The 16,141-nt window shown below is 72.6% G+C and carries 13 protein-coding genes; 7 read left to right on the top strand and 6 right to left on the bottom strand.

What is annotated here, in order from left to right:
• Positions 1–9: 9 nt before the first annotated feature.
• From KBB57_RS05660 to KBB57_RS05680, 5 genes are all read right to left on the bottom strand, one after another.
• Complete coding sequence (locus KBB57_RS05660; RefSeq protein ID WP_290747565.1) at positions 10–1,065, bottom strand: ABC transporter ATP-binding protein; 1,056 nt, start codon at positions 1,063–1,065, stop codon at positions 10–12.
• A 2-nt stretch (positions 1,066–1,067) separates the two neighbouring features.
• A complete protein-coding gene (locus KBB57_RS05665) occupies positions 1,068–1,859 on the bottom strand; it encodes an ABC transporter permease (protein WP_290747566.1) in 792 nt (263 codons plus the stop codon).
• Positions 1,860–2,679: 820 nt separating this feature from the next.
• On the bottom strand, positions 2,680–3,531 hold the full coding sequence (locus KBB57_RS05670) for an ABC transporter permease subunit (protein ID WP_290747567.1): 852 nt from the start codon (positions 3,529–3,531) through the stop codon (positions 2,680–2,682).
• Positions 3,532–3,574: 43 nt separating this feature from the next.
• Positions 3,575–4,675 carry an ABC transporter substrate-binding protein gene (locus KBB57_RS05675; RefSeq protein ID WP_290747568.1) on the bottom strand — a complete coding sequence of 367 codons (1,101 nt, stop codon included), beginning with the start codon at positions 4,673–4,675 and terminating at the stop codon, positions 3,575–3,577.
• Positions 4,676–4,869: 194 nt separating this feature from the next.
• Positions 4,870–6,672, bottom strand: coding sequence for an SLC13 family permease (locus KBB57_RS05680; protein WP_290747569.1), 1,803 nt, complete (start codon positions 6,670–6,672; stop codon positions 4,870–4,872).
• Positions 6,673–7,174: 502 nt separating this feature from the next.
• Between KBB57_RS05680 and KBB57_RS05685 the strand changes: the two genes are divergently transcribed.
• From KBB57_RS05685 to KBB57_RS05715, 7 genes are all read left to right on the top strand, one after another.
• On the top strand, positions 7,175–7,900 hold the full coding sequence (locus KBB57_RS05685) for a hypothetical protein (protein WP_290747570.1): 726 nt from the start codon (positions 7,175–7,177) through the stop codon (positions 7,898–7,900).
• Between the two features lie 157 nt (positions 7,901–8,057).
• Positions 8,058–9,098: a rod shape-determining protein gene (locus tag KBB57_RS05690; protein ID WP_290747571.1), complete on the top strand. Its 1,041-nt coding sequence runs from the start codon at positions 8,058–8,060 to the stop codon at positions 9,096–9,098.
• A 77-nt stretch (positions 9,099–9,175) separates the two neighbouring features.
• Entirely contained in the window at positions 9,176–10,078 is a 903-nt protein-coding gene (gene mreC / locus KBB57_RS05695) for a rod shape-determining protein MreC (RefSeq protein WP_290747572.1), read from the top strand.
• 82 nt (positions 10,079–10,160) lie between these two features.
• Positions 10,161–10,700 carry a rod shape-determining protein MreD gene (locus KBB57_RS05700; RefSeq protein ID WP_290747573.1) on the top strand — a complete coding sequence of 180 codons (540 nt, stop codon included), beginning with the start codon at positions 10,161–10,163 and terminating at the stop codon, positions 10,698–10,700.
• Positions 10,701–10,744: 44 nt separating this feature from the next.
• The gene (gene mrdA, locus KBB57_RS05705; protein ID WP_290747613.1) at positions 10,745–12,628 is read left to right on the top strand and encodes a penicillin-binding protein 2; all 1,884 of its coding nucleotides are present in this window, start codon (positions 10,745–10,747) and stop codon (positions 12,626–12,628) included.
• A 346-nt stretch (positions 12,629–12,974) separates the two neighbouring features.
• Positions 12,975–14,117, top strand: a complete 1,143-nt coding sequence (rodA, locus tag KBB57_RS05710) for a rod shape-determining protein RodA (protein ID WP_290747574.1) — start codon at positions 12,975–12,977, stop codon at positions 14,115–14,117.
• Complete coding sequence (locus tag KBB57_RS05715; RefSeq protein WP_290747575.1) at positions 14,114–15,046, top strand: NAD(P)-dependent oxidoreductase; 933 nt, start codon at positions 14,114–14,116, stop codon at positions 15,044–15,046. The genes rodA and KBB57_RS05715 overlap by 4 nt, the downstream gene beginning before the upstream one ends.
• A 152-nt stretch (positions 15,047–15,198) precedes the next feature.
• Here the strand turns inward: KBB57_RS05715 and KBB57_RS05720 are convergent, their stop codons facing one another.
• Complete coding sequence (locus tag KBB57_RS05720; protein WP_290747576.1) at positions 15,199–15,990, bottom strand: FCD domain-containing protein; 792 nt, start codon at positions 15,988–15,990, stop codon at positions 15,199–15,201.
• Between the last annotated feature and the right edge of the window lie 151 nt (positions 15,991–16,141).

Consider the following 16,141-nt stretch of genomic DNA (forward strand, 5'->3'; position numbering starts at 1 on the left):
GGGCGGACGTCAGGCGCCGAGGACCAGGATGTCGGAGGGCGCGAAGGCGATCTCCACCCGCTCGCCGAGCGCCGGCGGCGGGGAGGCCGCGTTGTTGAAGGTGTCGAGCGCAACGCTGCCGCCCGCCACGTCGACGCGGATGCGCACCACCGAGCCGTGGAAGCTCACCTCCGACACCGTGCCGGCGAGCCGCGTGTCGCCGGGCCGCGCCGCCAGCCCGACCGCCTCCGGCCGCAGCGCCAGCGCCACCGCCTCGCCCGCCGCCGCCGGGACCGGCCGGCCGAGCGCGATCTCCGCGTCGCCGACCGTCACCCGCCCGGCGCCCGGCTCGACCGCCCGCGCCTCGATCTGGTTCAGCGTGCCGACGAAGCCCGCGACGAAGCGCGTCGCCGGCCGGTTGTAGATCTCGAAGGGCGGCCCGACCTGCTCCGCCACGCCGCCGTTCATCACCACGATGCGGTCCGACATGGAGAGCGCCTCCTCCTGGTCGTGGGTGACGAAGATCGTGGTGATGCCGAGCTTGCGCTGGATCGCCCGGATCTCGGTCCGGAGCGACACCCGGATCTTCGCGTCGAGCGCCGAGAGCGGCTCGTCGAGCAGCAGCACCTTCGGCCGCACCGCCAGCGCGCGCGCCAGCGCCACCCGCTGCTGCTGCCCGCCGGAGAGCTGGAACGGATAGCGCTCGCCGAGCTCGGGCAGGTGGATGATCCCGAGCATCTCGCGCACCCGCGCGTCGATCTCCGCGCGCGGCCGTCCGGCGACCCGGAGCCCGAAGGCGACGTTCTCGGCCACCGTCATGTTCGGGAAGAGCGCATAGGCCTGGAACACCATGCCGATGTCGCGCTGGCTCGGGCGCAGGCCCGTCACGTCGCGCCCGTCGATGCGGATCGCCCCGGCCGAGGGCGTCTCGAACCCCGCCACCATGCGCAGCACCGTGGTCTTGCCGCAGCCGGAGGGGCCGAGCAGCGTGATGAACTCGCCCTTGTCGACCGCGAGGTCGAAGGAGCGCACCACATGGTTGGCCCCGAAATGCTTCTGCAGGGCGGAGAGCTCGAGAAACGCCATCGTCACCTCGGCGCGGGGGTGAATTTCTGCAGCCGCGTCACCAGCGAGATCAGGCCCATGCAGGCCCAGGTGATGGCGAAGGCGATCACGGCCAGCGCGGCCGGCTCGTAGGCGCGGTTGGCGCCGAGGAGCTGCATGAAAGGCCCGAAGGCCGGGCGGTTGAGGAGGGCGGCCAGCGTGAACTCGCCGATCACGATGGCGAAGGTCAGGAACGCCCCGGAGAGGACCGCGACCATGACGTTGGGCAGGATCACCCGCCGCAGCACCGTGAGCTTGCTCGCCCCGAGGCTCTCGGCCGCCTCGGTCAGCGTCGCCACGTCGATGGTGCGGAGCCCGGTGTCGACGGCGCGGTACATGTAGGGCAGCGCCAGCGTCGTGTAGCCCATCAGCAGCAGGAAGTTGGTCCCCCCCGCCGTCCCGGTCAGCGGCAGGATCGAGGACGTGTTGTAGAGCCGGATATAGCCGAACACGATGACGATCGCCGGGATGACCAGCGGCAGCAGCGTGATGAACTCGACCACGGGCCGCCACCGCGGCAGCTTCAGCCGCACCCAGTAGGCGGTCGGCACCACCAGCGCCACCCCGACCACGATGGTCAGGAGCGCCATCACCGTCGAGTAGAGGAAGGTCGCGTGGAACCGCGGATCGGAGAACACCGCCCGGTAGGCGTCGAGGGAATAGACCCCGCGCCGCATCCGGAGCGAGAACTCCAGCGTGCCGATCAGCGGCAGGAAGAAGTAGAGGACGCCGATCACGAAGGCGACCCAGGCCCAGAGCCTCGTTCCCGCCCTCATGCGCGCCGTCCGGCGCGGCAGGCCCGGGCGCCGCCGCCGTGGCGGGCGCGCTCGCAGGCTAACACGCGTGATAGTGTGGTCAAGACCTTGATGCCACAGGGGATTTTCTCCGGCGTCAACCGGCCGGCCACACTACACGACAGTAGAGCCGAAGCCCGGCCGGAAGCAGGTCGCGACACTGACGCCAGACGGATTTGACCCGTGGCAAATCCGTCCGCGATCGCCCCTCGGGGGGCGAGCGCGATTCCGCGCTCGCCGGGGCGCTCACGGACGGATTGCGCGCTTCCGGAGAAATCTGCGCCCCTCACGGCTTCCGCGCGCAACCGCGCTCCAGCCGTCGGCGCGGCGAAAGCAATGCTTTCGCCTGTCGCGCCGTGGCCTCGCGGGCAAGCCCGCTTCGGTCGCTCGGGGCCTCGTGGAGTCAGCAGGGCAGACAGGTGTCGTGCAGTGTGGCCGGCCGGCACACTACACGACAGTGGAGAGAAATATCGGTCGGGAGGGTGCGGGACGGTGAAGCCAGACGGATTTGACCCGTGGCAAATCCGTCCGCGATCGCCCCTGCGGGGGGCGAGCGCGTCGCCGCGCTCGCCGGGGCGATCACGGCCGGATTGCGCGGTGCGTGGAAATCTGGACCCCCCACGGCCTCCGCGCCAATGCGCTCCGGCCGTCGGCGCGGCGAAAGCCGTGCTTTCGCTCGTCGCGCCGCAGCCTCGCGGGCAGAGCCCGCTTCGGTCGGGGCGAGCGCCGCAGCCTCGGGCGGCGACCGGCTCCTGTCGTGTGGTGTGTCGGCCGGCAACCTCCGCCAGGGGGCGGCGGCGGCTCACTTCAGCCACCGCTCGGCGCGGGTGCGCATGACGATGTAGATCGCGTTGGCGATCCCGGTGACCACGATCATGCCGAAGGCGAGCGCGTAGCCGATATGCGGGTCGCCGAGCACGTCGCCCCGTATCTGCGCGAAGAGCAGGATCGGCACGATCCCGAGCGACGAGCCGGTCAGCGCATAGGCCGTCGCCACCGCCCCGAAGGCGTTGGCGAAGAGCAGCGCGAAGGTCCCGAGCAGCGACGGCCACAGGATCGGCAGCGCCACCATGCGCCAGTATTGCAGGCCGGAGGCCCCGAGGATCTCCGCCGCCTCGCGCCATTCCCGCTTCAGCCCGTCGAGGGCCGGGGTGATGATCAGGATCATCAGCGGGATCTGGAAGAACAGGTAGGTGAGCGTCAGCCCCCAGAACGACAGCAGGTTGAAGCCGAGCGCGTAGAGGTTCACCCCGAACCACTCGCGCAGCATGATCGTCACCAGCCCCAGCCGCCCCAGCGTGGCGAGGAAGGCGAAGGCGAGCGGCACGCCGGCGAACTGCGAGGCGACGCCGGAGAAGGTGGAGATCGGCCCGCGCAGCCAGCCCGGCAGCCCGCCGATCGTCATCGCCCAGGCGATGAAGAAGCCGATCAGGCAGCCGAGCAGCGCCGAGGCGACGCTGACCTTGATCGAGATCCAGAACGCCGCGAGGATCGAGGGCTGGAACAGCCCCGCCACGTAGCGCAGCGTGAAGCCGCCGTCCGTCGTGCGGAAGGCGCCGACGACGATCTGCATCGTCGGCAGGATCAGGAACAGGAGCGCAAAGGCGAGGAACGGCGTGACGCCGAGCCAGGCCCAGGTGCGCGGTGCGCTCATGTGGCGGGACCGGGGGAGGGGGCCCGGGCGGGCCCCCGCGCCCTTACTGGACGTTCGCGCCCACCACGCCGTCCCACTTGCCGGTGATGACCTCCTTCATCGCCGCCTGCTCGTCGAGCGAGGGGAAGACGGCGTTCTCGTAGGCCTCGGCCGGGGGCAGCGCGTCGAGCAGCTCCTGCGGGATCACGCCGCGGCCGGCGAGGTCGAGGAAGCGGATCGGGTGGCAGTAGCCCTTGAGCCAGCCGATCTGGCCCTCGTCGGAGTAGAGGTACTCCATCCAGAGCTTGGCGGCGTTCGGGTGCGGCGCGAAGGCCGAGATCGCCTGCACGTAGACGCCGGCGACGACGCCGGTCGCCGGGATCACCACGTCGAGCGGCGGGTTGCCGGCGAGCGTGTCGCGCCCCGAGAGCGCGTTGTAGTCCCACCAGACCACGACCGGCGTCTGGCCCTGGGCGATGGTGCCGGACTTGCCGATGGTGGGGACGAAGTTGCCGGCCTTGTTGAGCTCGGCGAAGAACTCGAGGCCCTTCTCGCCCGCCTCGGCCCCGGCCGCGCCGCCCCTGGAGAGGCCGGCCGCGTAGACGCCGAGGATCGCCTGGTTCGAGGCGCGCGGGTCGCCGGCGAGCGCGACGGACTGGGCGAACTCGGGCTTCAGCAGGTCGTCCCAGTCGAGCGGGTTCTCCTCGACGAGGTCCTTGTTCACCGCGAAGGAGAGCACGCCGTAGTAGTCGCCGTACCAGTAGCCGTCGGCGTCCTTGACGTTCTCGGGGATGGTGTCCCAGGTCGAGACCTTGAAGGGCATCAGCAGCCCCTCCTCGCGCGCCGCCGGGCCGAAGGAGAAGCCGACGTCGATCACGTCGGGGGCCTGCGGGCCCTTGTTGTCCTTGTTGGCGCGGATCGCCTCGAGCTCGTCGGCCGAGCCGGCGTCGGGGTTGAGCTCGTTGATGGTCAGGAACGGGTACTTCGCCTTGAAGCCCTCGATGACGCCGCCGTAGTTGCACCAGTCGTGGGGCAGGGCGACGGTGGTGAGCATCCCCTCGGCCTTGGCGCCCGCGACCAGCTCGTCGAGGGTCTGGGCGGCGGCGGGCAGGGCGACCGCCAGCGCGAGGCCGGCGAGGAAGCTGGTGGACATCAGGCGCGTCATTCGTGGTCCCCTCTGTTGGCGCGTCGCCGCTGCGGGCGATCGTGCGCCCCGTCGCAAGCCGCGGGGCGTCGCGCCCACTTAACCGCGCTCGGCGACGGTTTTGCAACAGGGTTGGCGACAGGGTTGGCGACAGAGGCTCGCGACGGCGCTTGCGTGAGGGGGGCACGCGGATCCCGCTCCGGGCGAGGGGAGGCTCAGAACGGCCAGATCAGCGGCACGAGCCAGATCGCGACGAGGCCGTAGAGCGCGGTCAGCGGCAGGCCGAGCCGCCAGTAGTCGCCGAAGCGGTAGCCGGCCGGGCCCATGACCATGGTGTTGACCGGCGTCGAGACCGGGGTGAGGAACGAGGCGGAGGTGGCGACCGAGAGGCACATCAGCGCCGGCGCCGGCGAGACGCCGAAGGACGCCGCCGAGATGGTGGCGATCGGGATCAGGATCAGGCAGGTCGCGGTGTTGGAGATGATCGCGCCGAGCAGCACGCCGATCCCGAAGACGCAGGCGAGCAGGAGCCGCGGCGAGCCGCGGCCGGCGACGTCGACGAGGCCGTCGGCGATCATCGCCGCGGCGCCGGAATGCTCGATCGCGGTCGAGAGCGGGAACATGCCCGCCATCAGGATGACCGTCGTCCAGTTGATCGCGCGATAGGCGCGCTCGACGCTGACCATCCCGAGCGTCAGCGTCGCGCCCGCCGCCGCGAGCGCGGCCACCGCCGGCGCGACCAGGCCGCCGGCGATCGCGGCGACCATCGCCGCCGTCACCGCGAGCATCGCCTTGGCGCCGACCCCGAGAGCGACGGTCTGGCGCTTGAGCTCGGCGGGCGTGGCGACGAGGAGCACGCCCGGCATGGCGCTGCGCGCGTCGATGGTGTCCCAGCCGCCCTGGACGAGGACATGGTCGCCTGCCTGCAGCGTGGTCTCGCCCTCGACCGCCTCGCCGCCTCGCTGCACTGCGAGGATGACGACGTCGCCCGTGGAGGTCACCATGCCGGGGAACACCGTCTGGCCGACGAAGCGCGAGCGCGGCGGGATCACCGCCTCGGCGACGCCGGCGTTGCGGTTGACGAGGTTGCGCGCGGCGCGCTCGCGCGAGATCGCCTCGAGCTTGAGGTCGAGCGCCGCGGCGAGCCGCTCGGCGGCGGCGGCGTCGCCGCGCAGGACGAGGAAGTCGCCGGCCGAGAGCGGCCGCGCCAGCCGCGGCGCGCCGCGGCCGTCGGTGGCGCTCACCAGCCTCAGGCCGGGATAAGGCCCGAGGTCGAGCGCCGTCGCCCGGCTGCCGGCGAGCGGCGAGCCGCGCCGGATCTTCAGCCGGAACACGTCGGCCGCGAGGCGGTATTGCTCCACCATCGTCTCGGCGTAGCGGCTGAGGTCGGGCGGCAGGCTCGCAGGCGCCCGGCGCGGCACCAGCCGCCGGCCGAACAGGAGGACGATCGCCACCGTGCCCCCGAGGAGCGGCAGCCCGACGAGCGCGAAGTCGAAGAACCCGATCGCGCCCGCGCCGGCGTCCGCCACCGCGTCGGCGATCAGCACGTTCTTGGGCGAGCCGGTCAGCGCCAGATGCGAGCCCGCCCCGGCGGCGAAGGCGATCGGCATCAAGAGCCGGCTCGGGTCGTCGCCGAGGCGCACGACGAGGAGCATGACCACGGGCAGGAGCGCGCCGACCGCGCCGCTCGCGTTGATGAGCGGGCAGAGCGCCGCCACGGCGAGCATTCCCACCACGAGGAGCCGCGTGCGCGAGCCGGCGACGATGCGCTCGACCTGCCGGCCGACCCAGGTGGTGACGCCGGTCGCCTCGAGCCCGGCCGTGACGATGAAGAGCGCCGCGACGAAGGCGATCACCGGGTCGCCGAAGCCCGCGAGCGCCTCCTTGAGCGTCAGCACGCCGGTGAGATGCAGCGCCACCGCGCTGCCGACCGCGACGACGATGACCGGCAGGCGGTTCCACACGAAGAGCGCGACCGTCGCCCCGAGGACGAGGAAGACGATCGTGGCCTCGCTCAAGGGCGCGCCCTCCAGGGCGGCCGCGCGGGGGCCGGCGCGTCGGCGGCGAGGGCGGGAGGCGGGACGTCCGGCACGGGGCAACCTCTGGGCGGCTGGCGACGCGCCGCGGCCGGCCTGTTAGCATTTCCCCGCCGCCGGGCCAACCTTTGCCGCGCGACGGGGCGGGGCGGGGGCGAACGCGCGCTTCCGCGGCGGGGGCTTCCGGGTCCGTTAACCGGCCCGGGCGTCCGCCCCGGGCGGGAGGTCTTTGCCGTTGACAGCCGACAGGATCGGGAGATGGATATGTGACGGTCTGATGACAGGAGGCATTGTGGGGTCGGACGGTATTATGCGGCTGGGCGGCGCTTGGGATTTTGCGGCAAAGCTATTTGGCGGAGGGGCGGCGCCCCGGGACCTGCCGGAAGGTCGCGAGCTCCTGACGGATGGTCCCCCGGTCGATCTTCGCGGATTCGGTCTCACGGGCGCGCAGGCGCTGGAGCGTGCGGCGGGCAGGCGCTTCGTCATGGACGCTCCGCTCGCTCATTGCCGCGGGCTGGGCCCGGCCGCGTTCGCGATCACCCGCGAGAGCGGCCATCCGCTGGTCGAGACCTGCATCGCGCTCCTCTCCGACCCGGAGCTTGACTACGAGCGCAGCCCGCTCGCGCGCTTCCACGCGGCGTTCCAGCCGCGCAACGCGGCCGAGATCATGGGGCTCCCGTCGTCGCACGCGGGCCTTCAGGGGGCGCCGGAGACCTGGCGCTTCCCGTGGATGTCGGCGAGCGCGCGCAACGTGCAGAAGCGCAAGCGGCTGTCGCCCAAGCACCGCGAGAAGGGCGCGGGCTTCGCCTATTTCGGCCCGACCTCGCCCGAGAAGGGTCGGAGCGACCTCGCGCGGCTGAAGGCGGTGGTCGCGGCGATCTCCGCCGACGGGTTCCGCCTCCTGCCGGGCGTCGACGGGCTGGTCAGGGCCGAGATCCTGTCGTCCGGCGCCGAGTGGCGCGCCCGGGTGCAGGTGGGGCAGCACCGGACCGCGGCGCTGGCCGCGCTCGGCGGGACCGCCGTGCCGATCTGGCCGCAGCCCGTCGTCGTTCGCCGCGAGGAGGCCGCGGACTGGCCGGCGGTGCGCGACGGCGTCGTGACGCGGGAGGAGGCGCTGGATATCTTCGACCGCATGTTCGAGGCCGTGCAGCCCGCCGCGCTCGACCGGGCGAAACTGAGCCCGCCGGCGGCCGCGGCGAGCGCCGCCTGAGCGCGCCCGCCCGCAGGCGGGGCGATGGCTGTCCGTGTCATTCGTGCATAAGTTGAAAAATATGTGAGCTGCGGGGCTTCCGGAGCGTCATCCGGGGCCTTTACCCTCTTCGCGCGCCGGGCCTATAACGCGCCGTCGGGCAGGAAAGGGCGGACGCATGTTTGGCGCACTGAGCGGGTTGTTCTCGTCCGACATGGCCATCGACCTCGGAACGGCGAACACGCTCGTCTACGTCAAGGGCAAGGGCATCGTCCTCAACGAGCCGTCGGTCGTCGCCTACCATCTCAAGGACGGCAAGAAGCGCGTGCTCGCCGTCGGCGAGGAGGCGAAGCTGATGCTCGGCCGCACCCCGGGCTCGATCCAGGCGATCCGGCCGATGCGCGACGGCGTCATCGCCGACTTCGACGTCGCCGAGGAGATGATCAAGCACTTCATCCGCAAGGTCCACAAGCGCAGCGGCTGGTCGAAGCCGAAGATCATCTGCTGCGTCCCCCACGGCGCCACGCCGGTCGAGAAGCGCGCGATCCGCGAGTCGATGCTCTCCGCCGGCGCCCGCCGCGCCGGGCTGATCGCCGAGCCGATCGCCGCCGCGATCGGGGCGGGGATGCCGATCACCGAGCCGACCGGCAACATGGTCGTCGACATCGGCGGCGGCACCACCGAGGTCGCCGTCCTCTCGCTCGGCGACGTCGTCTATGCCCGCAGCGTGCGCGTCGGCGGCGACCGCATGGACGAGTCGATCATCAACTACCTGCGCCGCCAGCACAATCTGCTGATCGGCGAGGCGACGGCCGAGCGGATCAAGACCACGATCGGCACCGCCCGCATGCCCGACGACGGCCGCGGCCAGCGGATGGAGGTGCGCGGCCGCGACCTCCTGAACGGCGTGCCCAAGGAGATCGAGATCAACCAGGGCCAGGTCGCCGAGGCGCTGGCCGAGACGGTGCAGACCATCGTCGAGGCCGTCATCACCGCGCTCGAGCAGACGCCCCCCGACCTCGCCGCCGACATCGTCGACCGCGGCGTCATGCTCACGGGCGGCGGCGCCCTCCTCGGCGACATCGACCTCGCGCTCCGCGAGCATACCGGGCTCGCCATCTCGATCGCCGAGGAATCGCTCAACTGCGTGGCGCTCGGCACCGGCAAGAGCCTCGAGTTTGAAACCCAGCTCGCCCATGTGATAGACTTCGGCAACTGAGGCGGGGGCAAGACCCGCCCCTTCGAAACCAGGCGGGCGCGAAGACCCGCCCGCCGGGCAGCCAGAGGCGCAACCGCGTGTCCTTCCACGGCGACCAGACCCCGGACTACCTGCGCGGCGTGCGCCGGGTGATCGTCGGCGCCGTCACCCTCGGCCTCGTCGCGATCTTCCTCGTCTGGCGCATCGACAACGCCCGCGTCGAGCAGCTGCGCGTCAGCCTCGTCGACCGCTTCGTCCCGAGCTTCGACTGGACGCTGAAGCCGCTCGCCGCCGCCGCCGGCCTCGTCTCCGACTTCCGCTCCTACGCCCGCGTCTACGCCCAGAACGAGGAGCTGCGCCGCGAGCTGCAACGGATGCAGGGCTGGCGCGAGGCCGCGCTCCAGCTCGAGCAGAAGAACGCCCAGCTCCTCGCGCTGAACAACGTCCGCCTCAACCCGCGCCTCAGCTTCGTCACCGGCGAGGTGATGGCCGACTCGGGCTCGCCCTTCCGCCACTCGGTCATGGTCAACGTCGGCCGGGGCGACGGCGTCGCCGACGGCGCGGCGGTGGTCGACGGCCGCGGCCTCGTCGGCCGCGTCGCCGGGGTGGGCGAGCGCTCTGCGCGGGTGATCCTGCTGACCGACGCCTCCTCGCGGGTGCCCGCCACCGTCCGCCCCTCCGGCCAGCGCGCCATCCTCGCCGGCGACAACCGCGCCGCCCCGACCCTCGACCTCCTCGAGCAGCCCGACGAGATCCGCCCCGGCGACCGCGTCGTCACCTCCGGCGACGGCGGCCTGCTGCCGCCCGAGATCCTGATCGGCCAGGTGGTGGCCGGCCCCGACGGCCGCCTGCGCGTCCTGCCCGCCGCCGAGTACCGCCGCCTCGACTTCGTCCGCGTCATCCGCCAGCAGCCCGCCGCCACCGTCGAGGGCCCGGGCGACCTGATCGGCCCCCTCGTCGCCGCCCGCCCCGAGGCCCCCGTCGGAGGCGCCGGCCGATGACCGCCCGCCTCGGTCTCATGCTTCGGGTCGCGCCGCCGGCCGTCGCCGTCGCCGGACCCGTGGTCCCGGCCGGGGGCCGCCGATGATCGCCCCCCGCCTCGCCCCCGCCGTCGAGACGGCGGCCGTGCTCCTCCTCGGCGCCGTCGCCATCCACCTCGCGCTCGTCCCCGCCTCCGGCGCCCTCGGCGACTGGCCGACGCCCGACCTCGTCTTCTGCCTCGCCTGCGCCTGGGCGCTGCGCCGACCGGCCGGGGCGCCGCTCTGGGCGATCGTCGCCCTCGGCCTCGCCGCCGACCTCGCCCTCGACCGCCCCGTCGGCCTCGGCGCCCTCGCCCTCGTCGCCGCCACCGAGGCGCTGCGCGCCAGCGCCGCCACGCTCCGCTCCGGGCCTTTCGTCGGCGAATGGCTCACCGTCGCCGGCCTCGCCCTCGCCTGGGCGCTCTCGGCCCACGCCGCCATGCAGCTCGTCTTCCTCGACGGCCCCGGCCTGCCGGCGCTCCTGCGCGAGGCCGCCGCCACCGCGCTCGCCTATCCGCTCGTCGTCCTCGTCCTCGCCTGGGGCGTCGGCATGCGCCTGCGCCGCAGCCCGGCCGCCCCCGCCCGCCCGGGGCGCCTGCCGTGAGGCCGCCCGCCGCGCCCCCGCCGCGGATCACCCGCCGCGGCCTGATGCTCCTCGGCATCCAGCTCGGGACCGTCGGCGCGCTCGCCGCCCGGATGCGCCAGCTCCAGATCGTCGACAACGAGCGCTACGCCCTCCTCGCCGAGGAGAACCGCGTCAACATCCGGCTGATCCCGCCGGCGCGCGGCCTGATCTACGACCGCGAGGGCAGGGCGCTCGCCGTCAACCGCCAGAACTACCGCATCGTCATGGTCCGCGAGCAGGCCCGCGACCCCGAGGCGATCCTCGACCGGCTGGGCCGCATCGTCGTCCTCGCCCCCGAGGCCCGCGAGCGGGCGCTGAAGGAGATGGCGGCGCGCTCGGCCTTCGTCCCCGTCGTTGTCGCCGAGCACCTGACCTGGGACGACGTCGTGCGCGTCTCCGCCAACGCGCCCGTCCTGCCCGGCGTCATCGCCGAGGTGGGCCTGTCGCGCTTCTACCCCGACGCCTACTCGACCGCGCATGTCGTCGGCTATGTCGGCCCGGTCTCCGAGAAGGACCTCGCCGCCATCGAGGATCCCGACCCGGTCCTGCAGATCCCGCGCTTCCAGATCGGCAAGACCGGCGTCGAGCAGCGGCTGGAGACCGAGCTGCGCGGCCAGGCCGGCAACATGCGTATCGAGGTCTCCGCCGGCGGGCGCGTGGTGCGCGAGCTCGGCCGCGTCGAGGGCACCGCCGGCAAGGACATCCAGCTCACCATCGACAAGGGCGTGCAGAACTTCGCCATGCAGCGCATGGCCGGCGAGAGCGCCTCGGCCGTGGTGATCGACGTGACGAACGGCGACATCGTGGCGCTCGCCTCCTCGCCGGGGTTCGATCCGAACAGCTTCGTCTTCGGCATCGGCTCGACCGAGTGGAACGCGCTCCTGGGCGACGAATACCGCCCGCTCTCCAACAAGGCGGTCTCCGGCGCCTATCCGCCCGGCTCGACCTTCAAGATGGTGGTGGCGCTCGCCGCCCTCGACGCCGGCCTCGTCCGCCCCGGCGACGGGGTGAACTGCCCCGGGTTCACCGCGCTCGGCAACCGCCGCTTCCATTGCTGGAAGCATGGCGGCCATGGCGGGGTGGACCTCCGCCGCTCGCTCGCGCAGTCCTGCGACTGCTACTACTACGAGATGGCCCGCCGCGTCGGCCCCGACGGCATCTCGGCGATGGCGAGGCGCCTCGGCCTCGGCATGCGCCACGATTTGCCGATGCCCGCCGTCTCCGAGGGGCTGATGCCCGACGCCGCGTGGAAGGCGGCGAACCGCGACGAGAAGTGGACGACCGGCGACAGCTTCAACTACGGCATCGGCCAGGGCTTCACGCTCGCCTCGCCGCTCCAGCTCGCGGTGATGGCCGCGCGGGTCGCCACCGGCACGGACGTCGCTCCCCGGCTGGTCCGCGCCGTCGGCGGCGAGCCCGCGCCCCTCGCCGCGCCGCAGGCGCTCGGGGTCGAGGAGAGCTGGCTGCGCCGGGTCAGGGACGGGATGTACGCCGTCGTCAACGACGGCGGCACCGCCGGGCGCTCGCGCATCGCCGATCCGACGATGGTCATGGCCGGAAAGACCGGCACCAGCCAGGTCCGCATCATCACCGCCGCCGAGCGCGCCGCCGGCGTGACCCGCAACGAGCAGCTGCCGTGGAACCGCCGCGACCACGCGCTCTTCGTCGCCTTCGCCCCCTACGACCGGCCGAAATACGCCATCGCCCAGATCGTCGAGCACGGCGGCGGCGGCTCCGCCGTGGCCGCGCCGGTCGCCCGCGACATCCTGCTGCGCGCCCTCTACGGCGAGCTGCCGCCGCTCTCCGCCTATCCCCCCGACCAGCGCGGCGCCGCCGAGGCGATGATGAAGGGGCTGAAGCCGCTGCCGGAGACCGATCCGGCGGAAGACGTGCGGAGCCGGGCGTGAGGCTCCCGTCGACGACCTCCCCGGTCCGGCCCCGAAGACAGGACCTGTCGCAACGTCTCAGGATCCTCACGAACCGACCCTTGGCGACGCGCTGCGTCGCATCGGTTCGTCGGCTGGAGCGCGTGAGCGCGGAAGCCGAGGGGCCATCCGCTGCCCCCGCGGCCGGGCAGATCGGCGCGCGCCTGCCCGGGGCAGGCAGGCGCGCGCCGATCTTGTCACTTGCCAGAATCGGCGGGTCGGCGGCGCCCGCCCGCGAGACGCCAGAAAATATAGAGCTCACATTATCTAATAAATTCAATCATATAAGCCCGCTATCACGCGTGATAGCCCATGCCCGGCGCCGCGCATGAGATCCCCCGACGCCCACGCCCCCCGGGGCCCCTTCGGCAAGCTCCTCGCCCTCGACTGGCCGCTGGCGCTGGTGCTGATCGCGGTGGCGGCGGCGGGCTGCCTGATGCTCTACGCGGCCGCCGGCGGCTCCATGGAGCCCTGGGCGCGGGCGCAGATGATCCGCTTCGCCGTCGGCTTCGCCGGGATGCTCGTCATCGCCATGATCGACATCCGCTTCTGGCGGGCGATGGCCCCCTTCGCCTATCTCGGCGCCATGGGCCTCCTCGTCCTCGTCGAGTTCTTCGGGGTGATCGGCATGGGGGCCCAGCGCTGGATCAGCCTCGGCCCGATCCAGATCCAGCCGTCCGAGGTGATGAAGGTCGCCCTCGTTCTGGCGCTCGCCTCCTGGTACGCCTGGCTCGACCCGGCCAAGGTCTCCCGCCCGCTCTGGCTGATCCCGCCGCTCGCGCTGATCCTCGCCCCCGTGGGCCTCGTGCTGATCCAGCCGAACCTCGGCACCTCGATCCTGCTCGTCGCCGGCGGGGGGGCGGTGATGTTCCTCGCCGGCGTCTCGCTCTGGTACTTCTTCGCCGCCGTCGCCTCGGTCGCCGGCCTCGTCACCGCCGTCCTGAAGTCGCACGGCACGTCCTGGCAGCTCCTCCACGACTACCAGTACCGCCGCATCTTCACCTTCCTCGACCCGGAGGCCGACCCGCTCGGCGCCGGCTACCACATCTCCCAGGCCAAGATCGCCATGGGCTCCGGCGGCCTGACGGGCCGGGGCTTCATGCAGGGCACCCAGTCGCGGCTGAACTTCCTGCCGGAGCGCCACACCGACTTCATCTTCACCTCGCTCGCCGAGGATTTCGGCTTCATGGGCGCCCTCGGCCTCCTCGTGCTCCTCGCCCTCGTCGTGGTGTTCTGCATGGCCTCCGCCATGTCGAACCGCGACCGCTTCGGCGCGCTGGTCTCCGGCGGCGTCGCCAGCATGTTCTTCCTGTTCTTCGCGGTGAACATGGGCATGGTCATGGGCATGATGCCGGTCGTCGGCGTGCCCCTGCCGCTCGTCTCCTACGGCGGCTCCTCCATGCTCGTGCTGATGGCCGCCTTCGGCCTCGCCCAGAGCGCCCATGTCCACCGGCCGAGGGGCAAGGAATGACCCGTCTTCTCTTCTCCGCCCCGCCCGCCGACTGGCCGGTCTGGCGCCCCTGCCTCGAGCACGCCCTCGCCGCCCGCGGCCTTGTCGTCGAGGTCGTCGACGCCGCCGACCCCGCGACGGTCGACTACGTCGCCTACAGCCCCGAGGGCGGCCTCGCCGACTTCGCGCCCTTCGCCCGGCTCAGGGCGGTGCTCAGCCTCTGGGCCGGCGTCGAGAAGATCGTCGGCAACCCGACCATCCGCGTGCCGCTCTGCCGCATGGTCGACCCCGGCCTGCGCGAGGGCATGGTCGAGTGGGTGACCGCCCATGTCCTGCGCCACCACCTCGGGACCGACGCCCACGTCCTCGGCCAGGACGGCGTCTGGCGCAACGACGTCGTCGCGCCCCTTGCCCGCGACCGCAAGGTCGGCATCCTCGGCCTCGGCGAGCTCGGCCTCGCCTGCGCGCTGGCGCTGAAGGGCCTCGGCTTCGACGTCGCCGGCTGGAGCCGCCGCCCGAAGCCCGACGCCCCGGTCCCCGCCCATTCCGGCGAGGCCGGCCTCGCCACGCTGCTGGGCCGCTCGGAGATCGTCGTCCTGCTCCTCCCCGCGACGCCCGCCACCGAGAGCCTGATCGACGCGCCCCGGCTCGCGCTTCTCCCGCCCGGCGCCTTCCTCCTCAACCCCGGCCGCGGCGCGCTGATCGAGGACGCCGCGCTCCTCGCCGCCCTCGACGCCGGCCGGCTCGCCCACGCGACCCTCGACGCCTTCCGCGACGAGCCGCTGCCGCCGGCGCATCCCTTCTGGGCCCATCCGCGGGTGACCGTCACCCCGCACATCGCCTCCGCGACCCGCCCCGCCACCGCCGCCGGCGTCGTCGCCGACAACATCCGCCGCGGCGAGGCCGGCCTGCCGTTCCTCCACCAGGTCGACCGCCAGCAAGGCTACTGATCCCGCAGCGGCGTCGGCCCCGGTCCGCCCGTGACCGTGGTGCGGGGAGACGGCGAAACCCGTGCGACGGTCCAGCGCGCCGCGGGCGGAACGCTCCCGCTTGCGCCACGCCGACGCGGCGCTTGGGTCCGGCCGGCGCAAGCCGGGCGGAGCTATTCTTCCCGGCGCTGGCGGCCCCTTGCGCCGATGCTGCCGCCGTCGATCCGGCGCAGCGAGATCTCCAGCCGCGCGTCCGCCGCGGCGATCTCGTCGAGCACCCGCTTGGTGTAGGTCATGTGGTCCTCCGCCGCCCGCCGCGCCGCCTCGGGATCGCGGGCGAGGATCGCCTCGAAGATGGCGCGGTGCTGCTCCAGCAGCACCTCGCGCACCTCCGGCCGGGCGTAGAGCTTCTCGCGGTTCAGGAAGACCCCCCGCCGCAGCATCCCCGACAGCGCCCGCATGACCTGCAGGAGCACGATGTTGTGGCTCGCCTCGTAGATCGCGACATGCAGGTCGACGTCCGCGTCGGCCTCGTCGTGCGGGTCGGCCTTGGCGTGCGCCGCGTCGATGCGCTCCATGCGGCCGCGCAAGGTCTGCCGGTCGACCTCGTTCGCCCGCCGCGCCGCCAGCGCCGCCGCCATCCCCTCCATCGTCCCGCGCAGCTCGAGATAGTCGTCCACCACCTCGACCCGCGTCGTCAGCAACTCGAGGAGCGGGTCCGTCACGCTCGTCGCGAGCTCCGCCACGACCCGGCCGCCGCCCGCCTCCGCGACGAGGAGCCCCCGCTCCTCGAGGAGCTTGATCCCCTGCCTAAGGGTGGGGCGCGACACGTTGAGCCGGATCGCCATCTCGCGCTCCGGCAGCAGCGCCTCGCCGGGCCGCAGCGATCCCTCGAGAATCAGATCCTCGATGTGACGCGCCGTCGCCTCCGCCGCGCTCGCGCCCTTGATCCCGTCCCTCGCCATCCGTCGCTCCCGCGCCGCGGCGGGATTCCAGTCCCTTGGCCCGAGGCGTTGGTCTCGGAGGCTACCCGCCGCCGCCGCAAAGGTGAAGCCATTTTTCCAGTTGACGGACGTGATAAGATTAATTTACCACGTCTCCGTCACCGGTCATGAA

Source organism: Amaricoccus sp., from assembly GCF_017993425.1.
In the GTDB taxonomy this organism is placed as follows: Bacteria; Pseudomonadota; Alphaproteobacteria; order Rhodobacterales; family Rhodobacteraceae; genus Amaricoccus.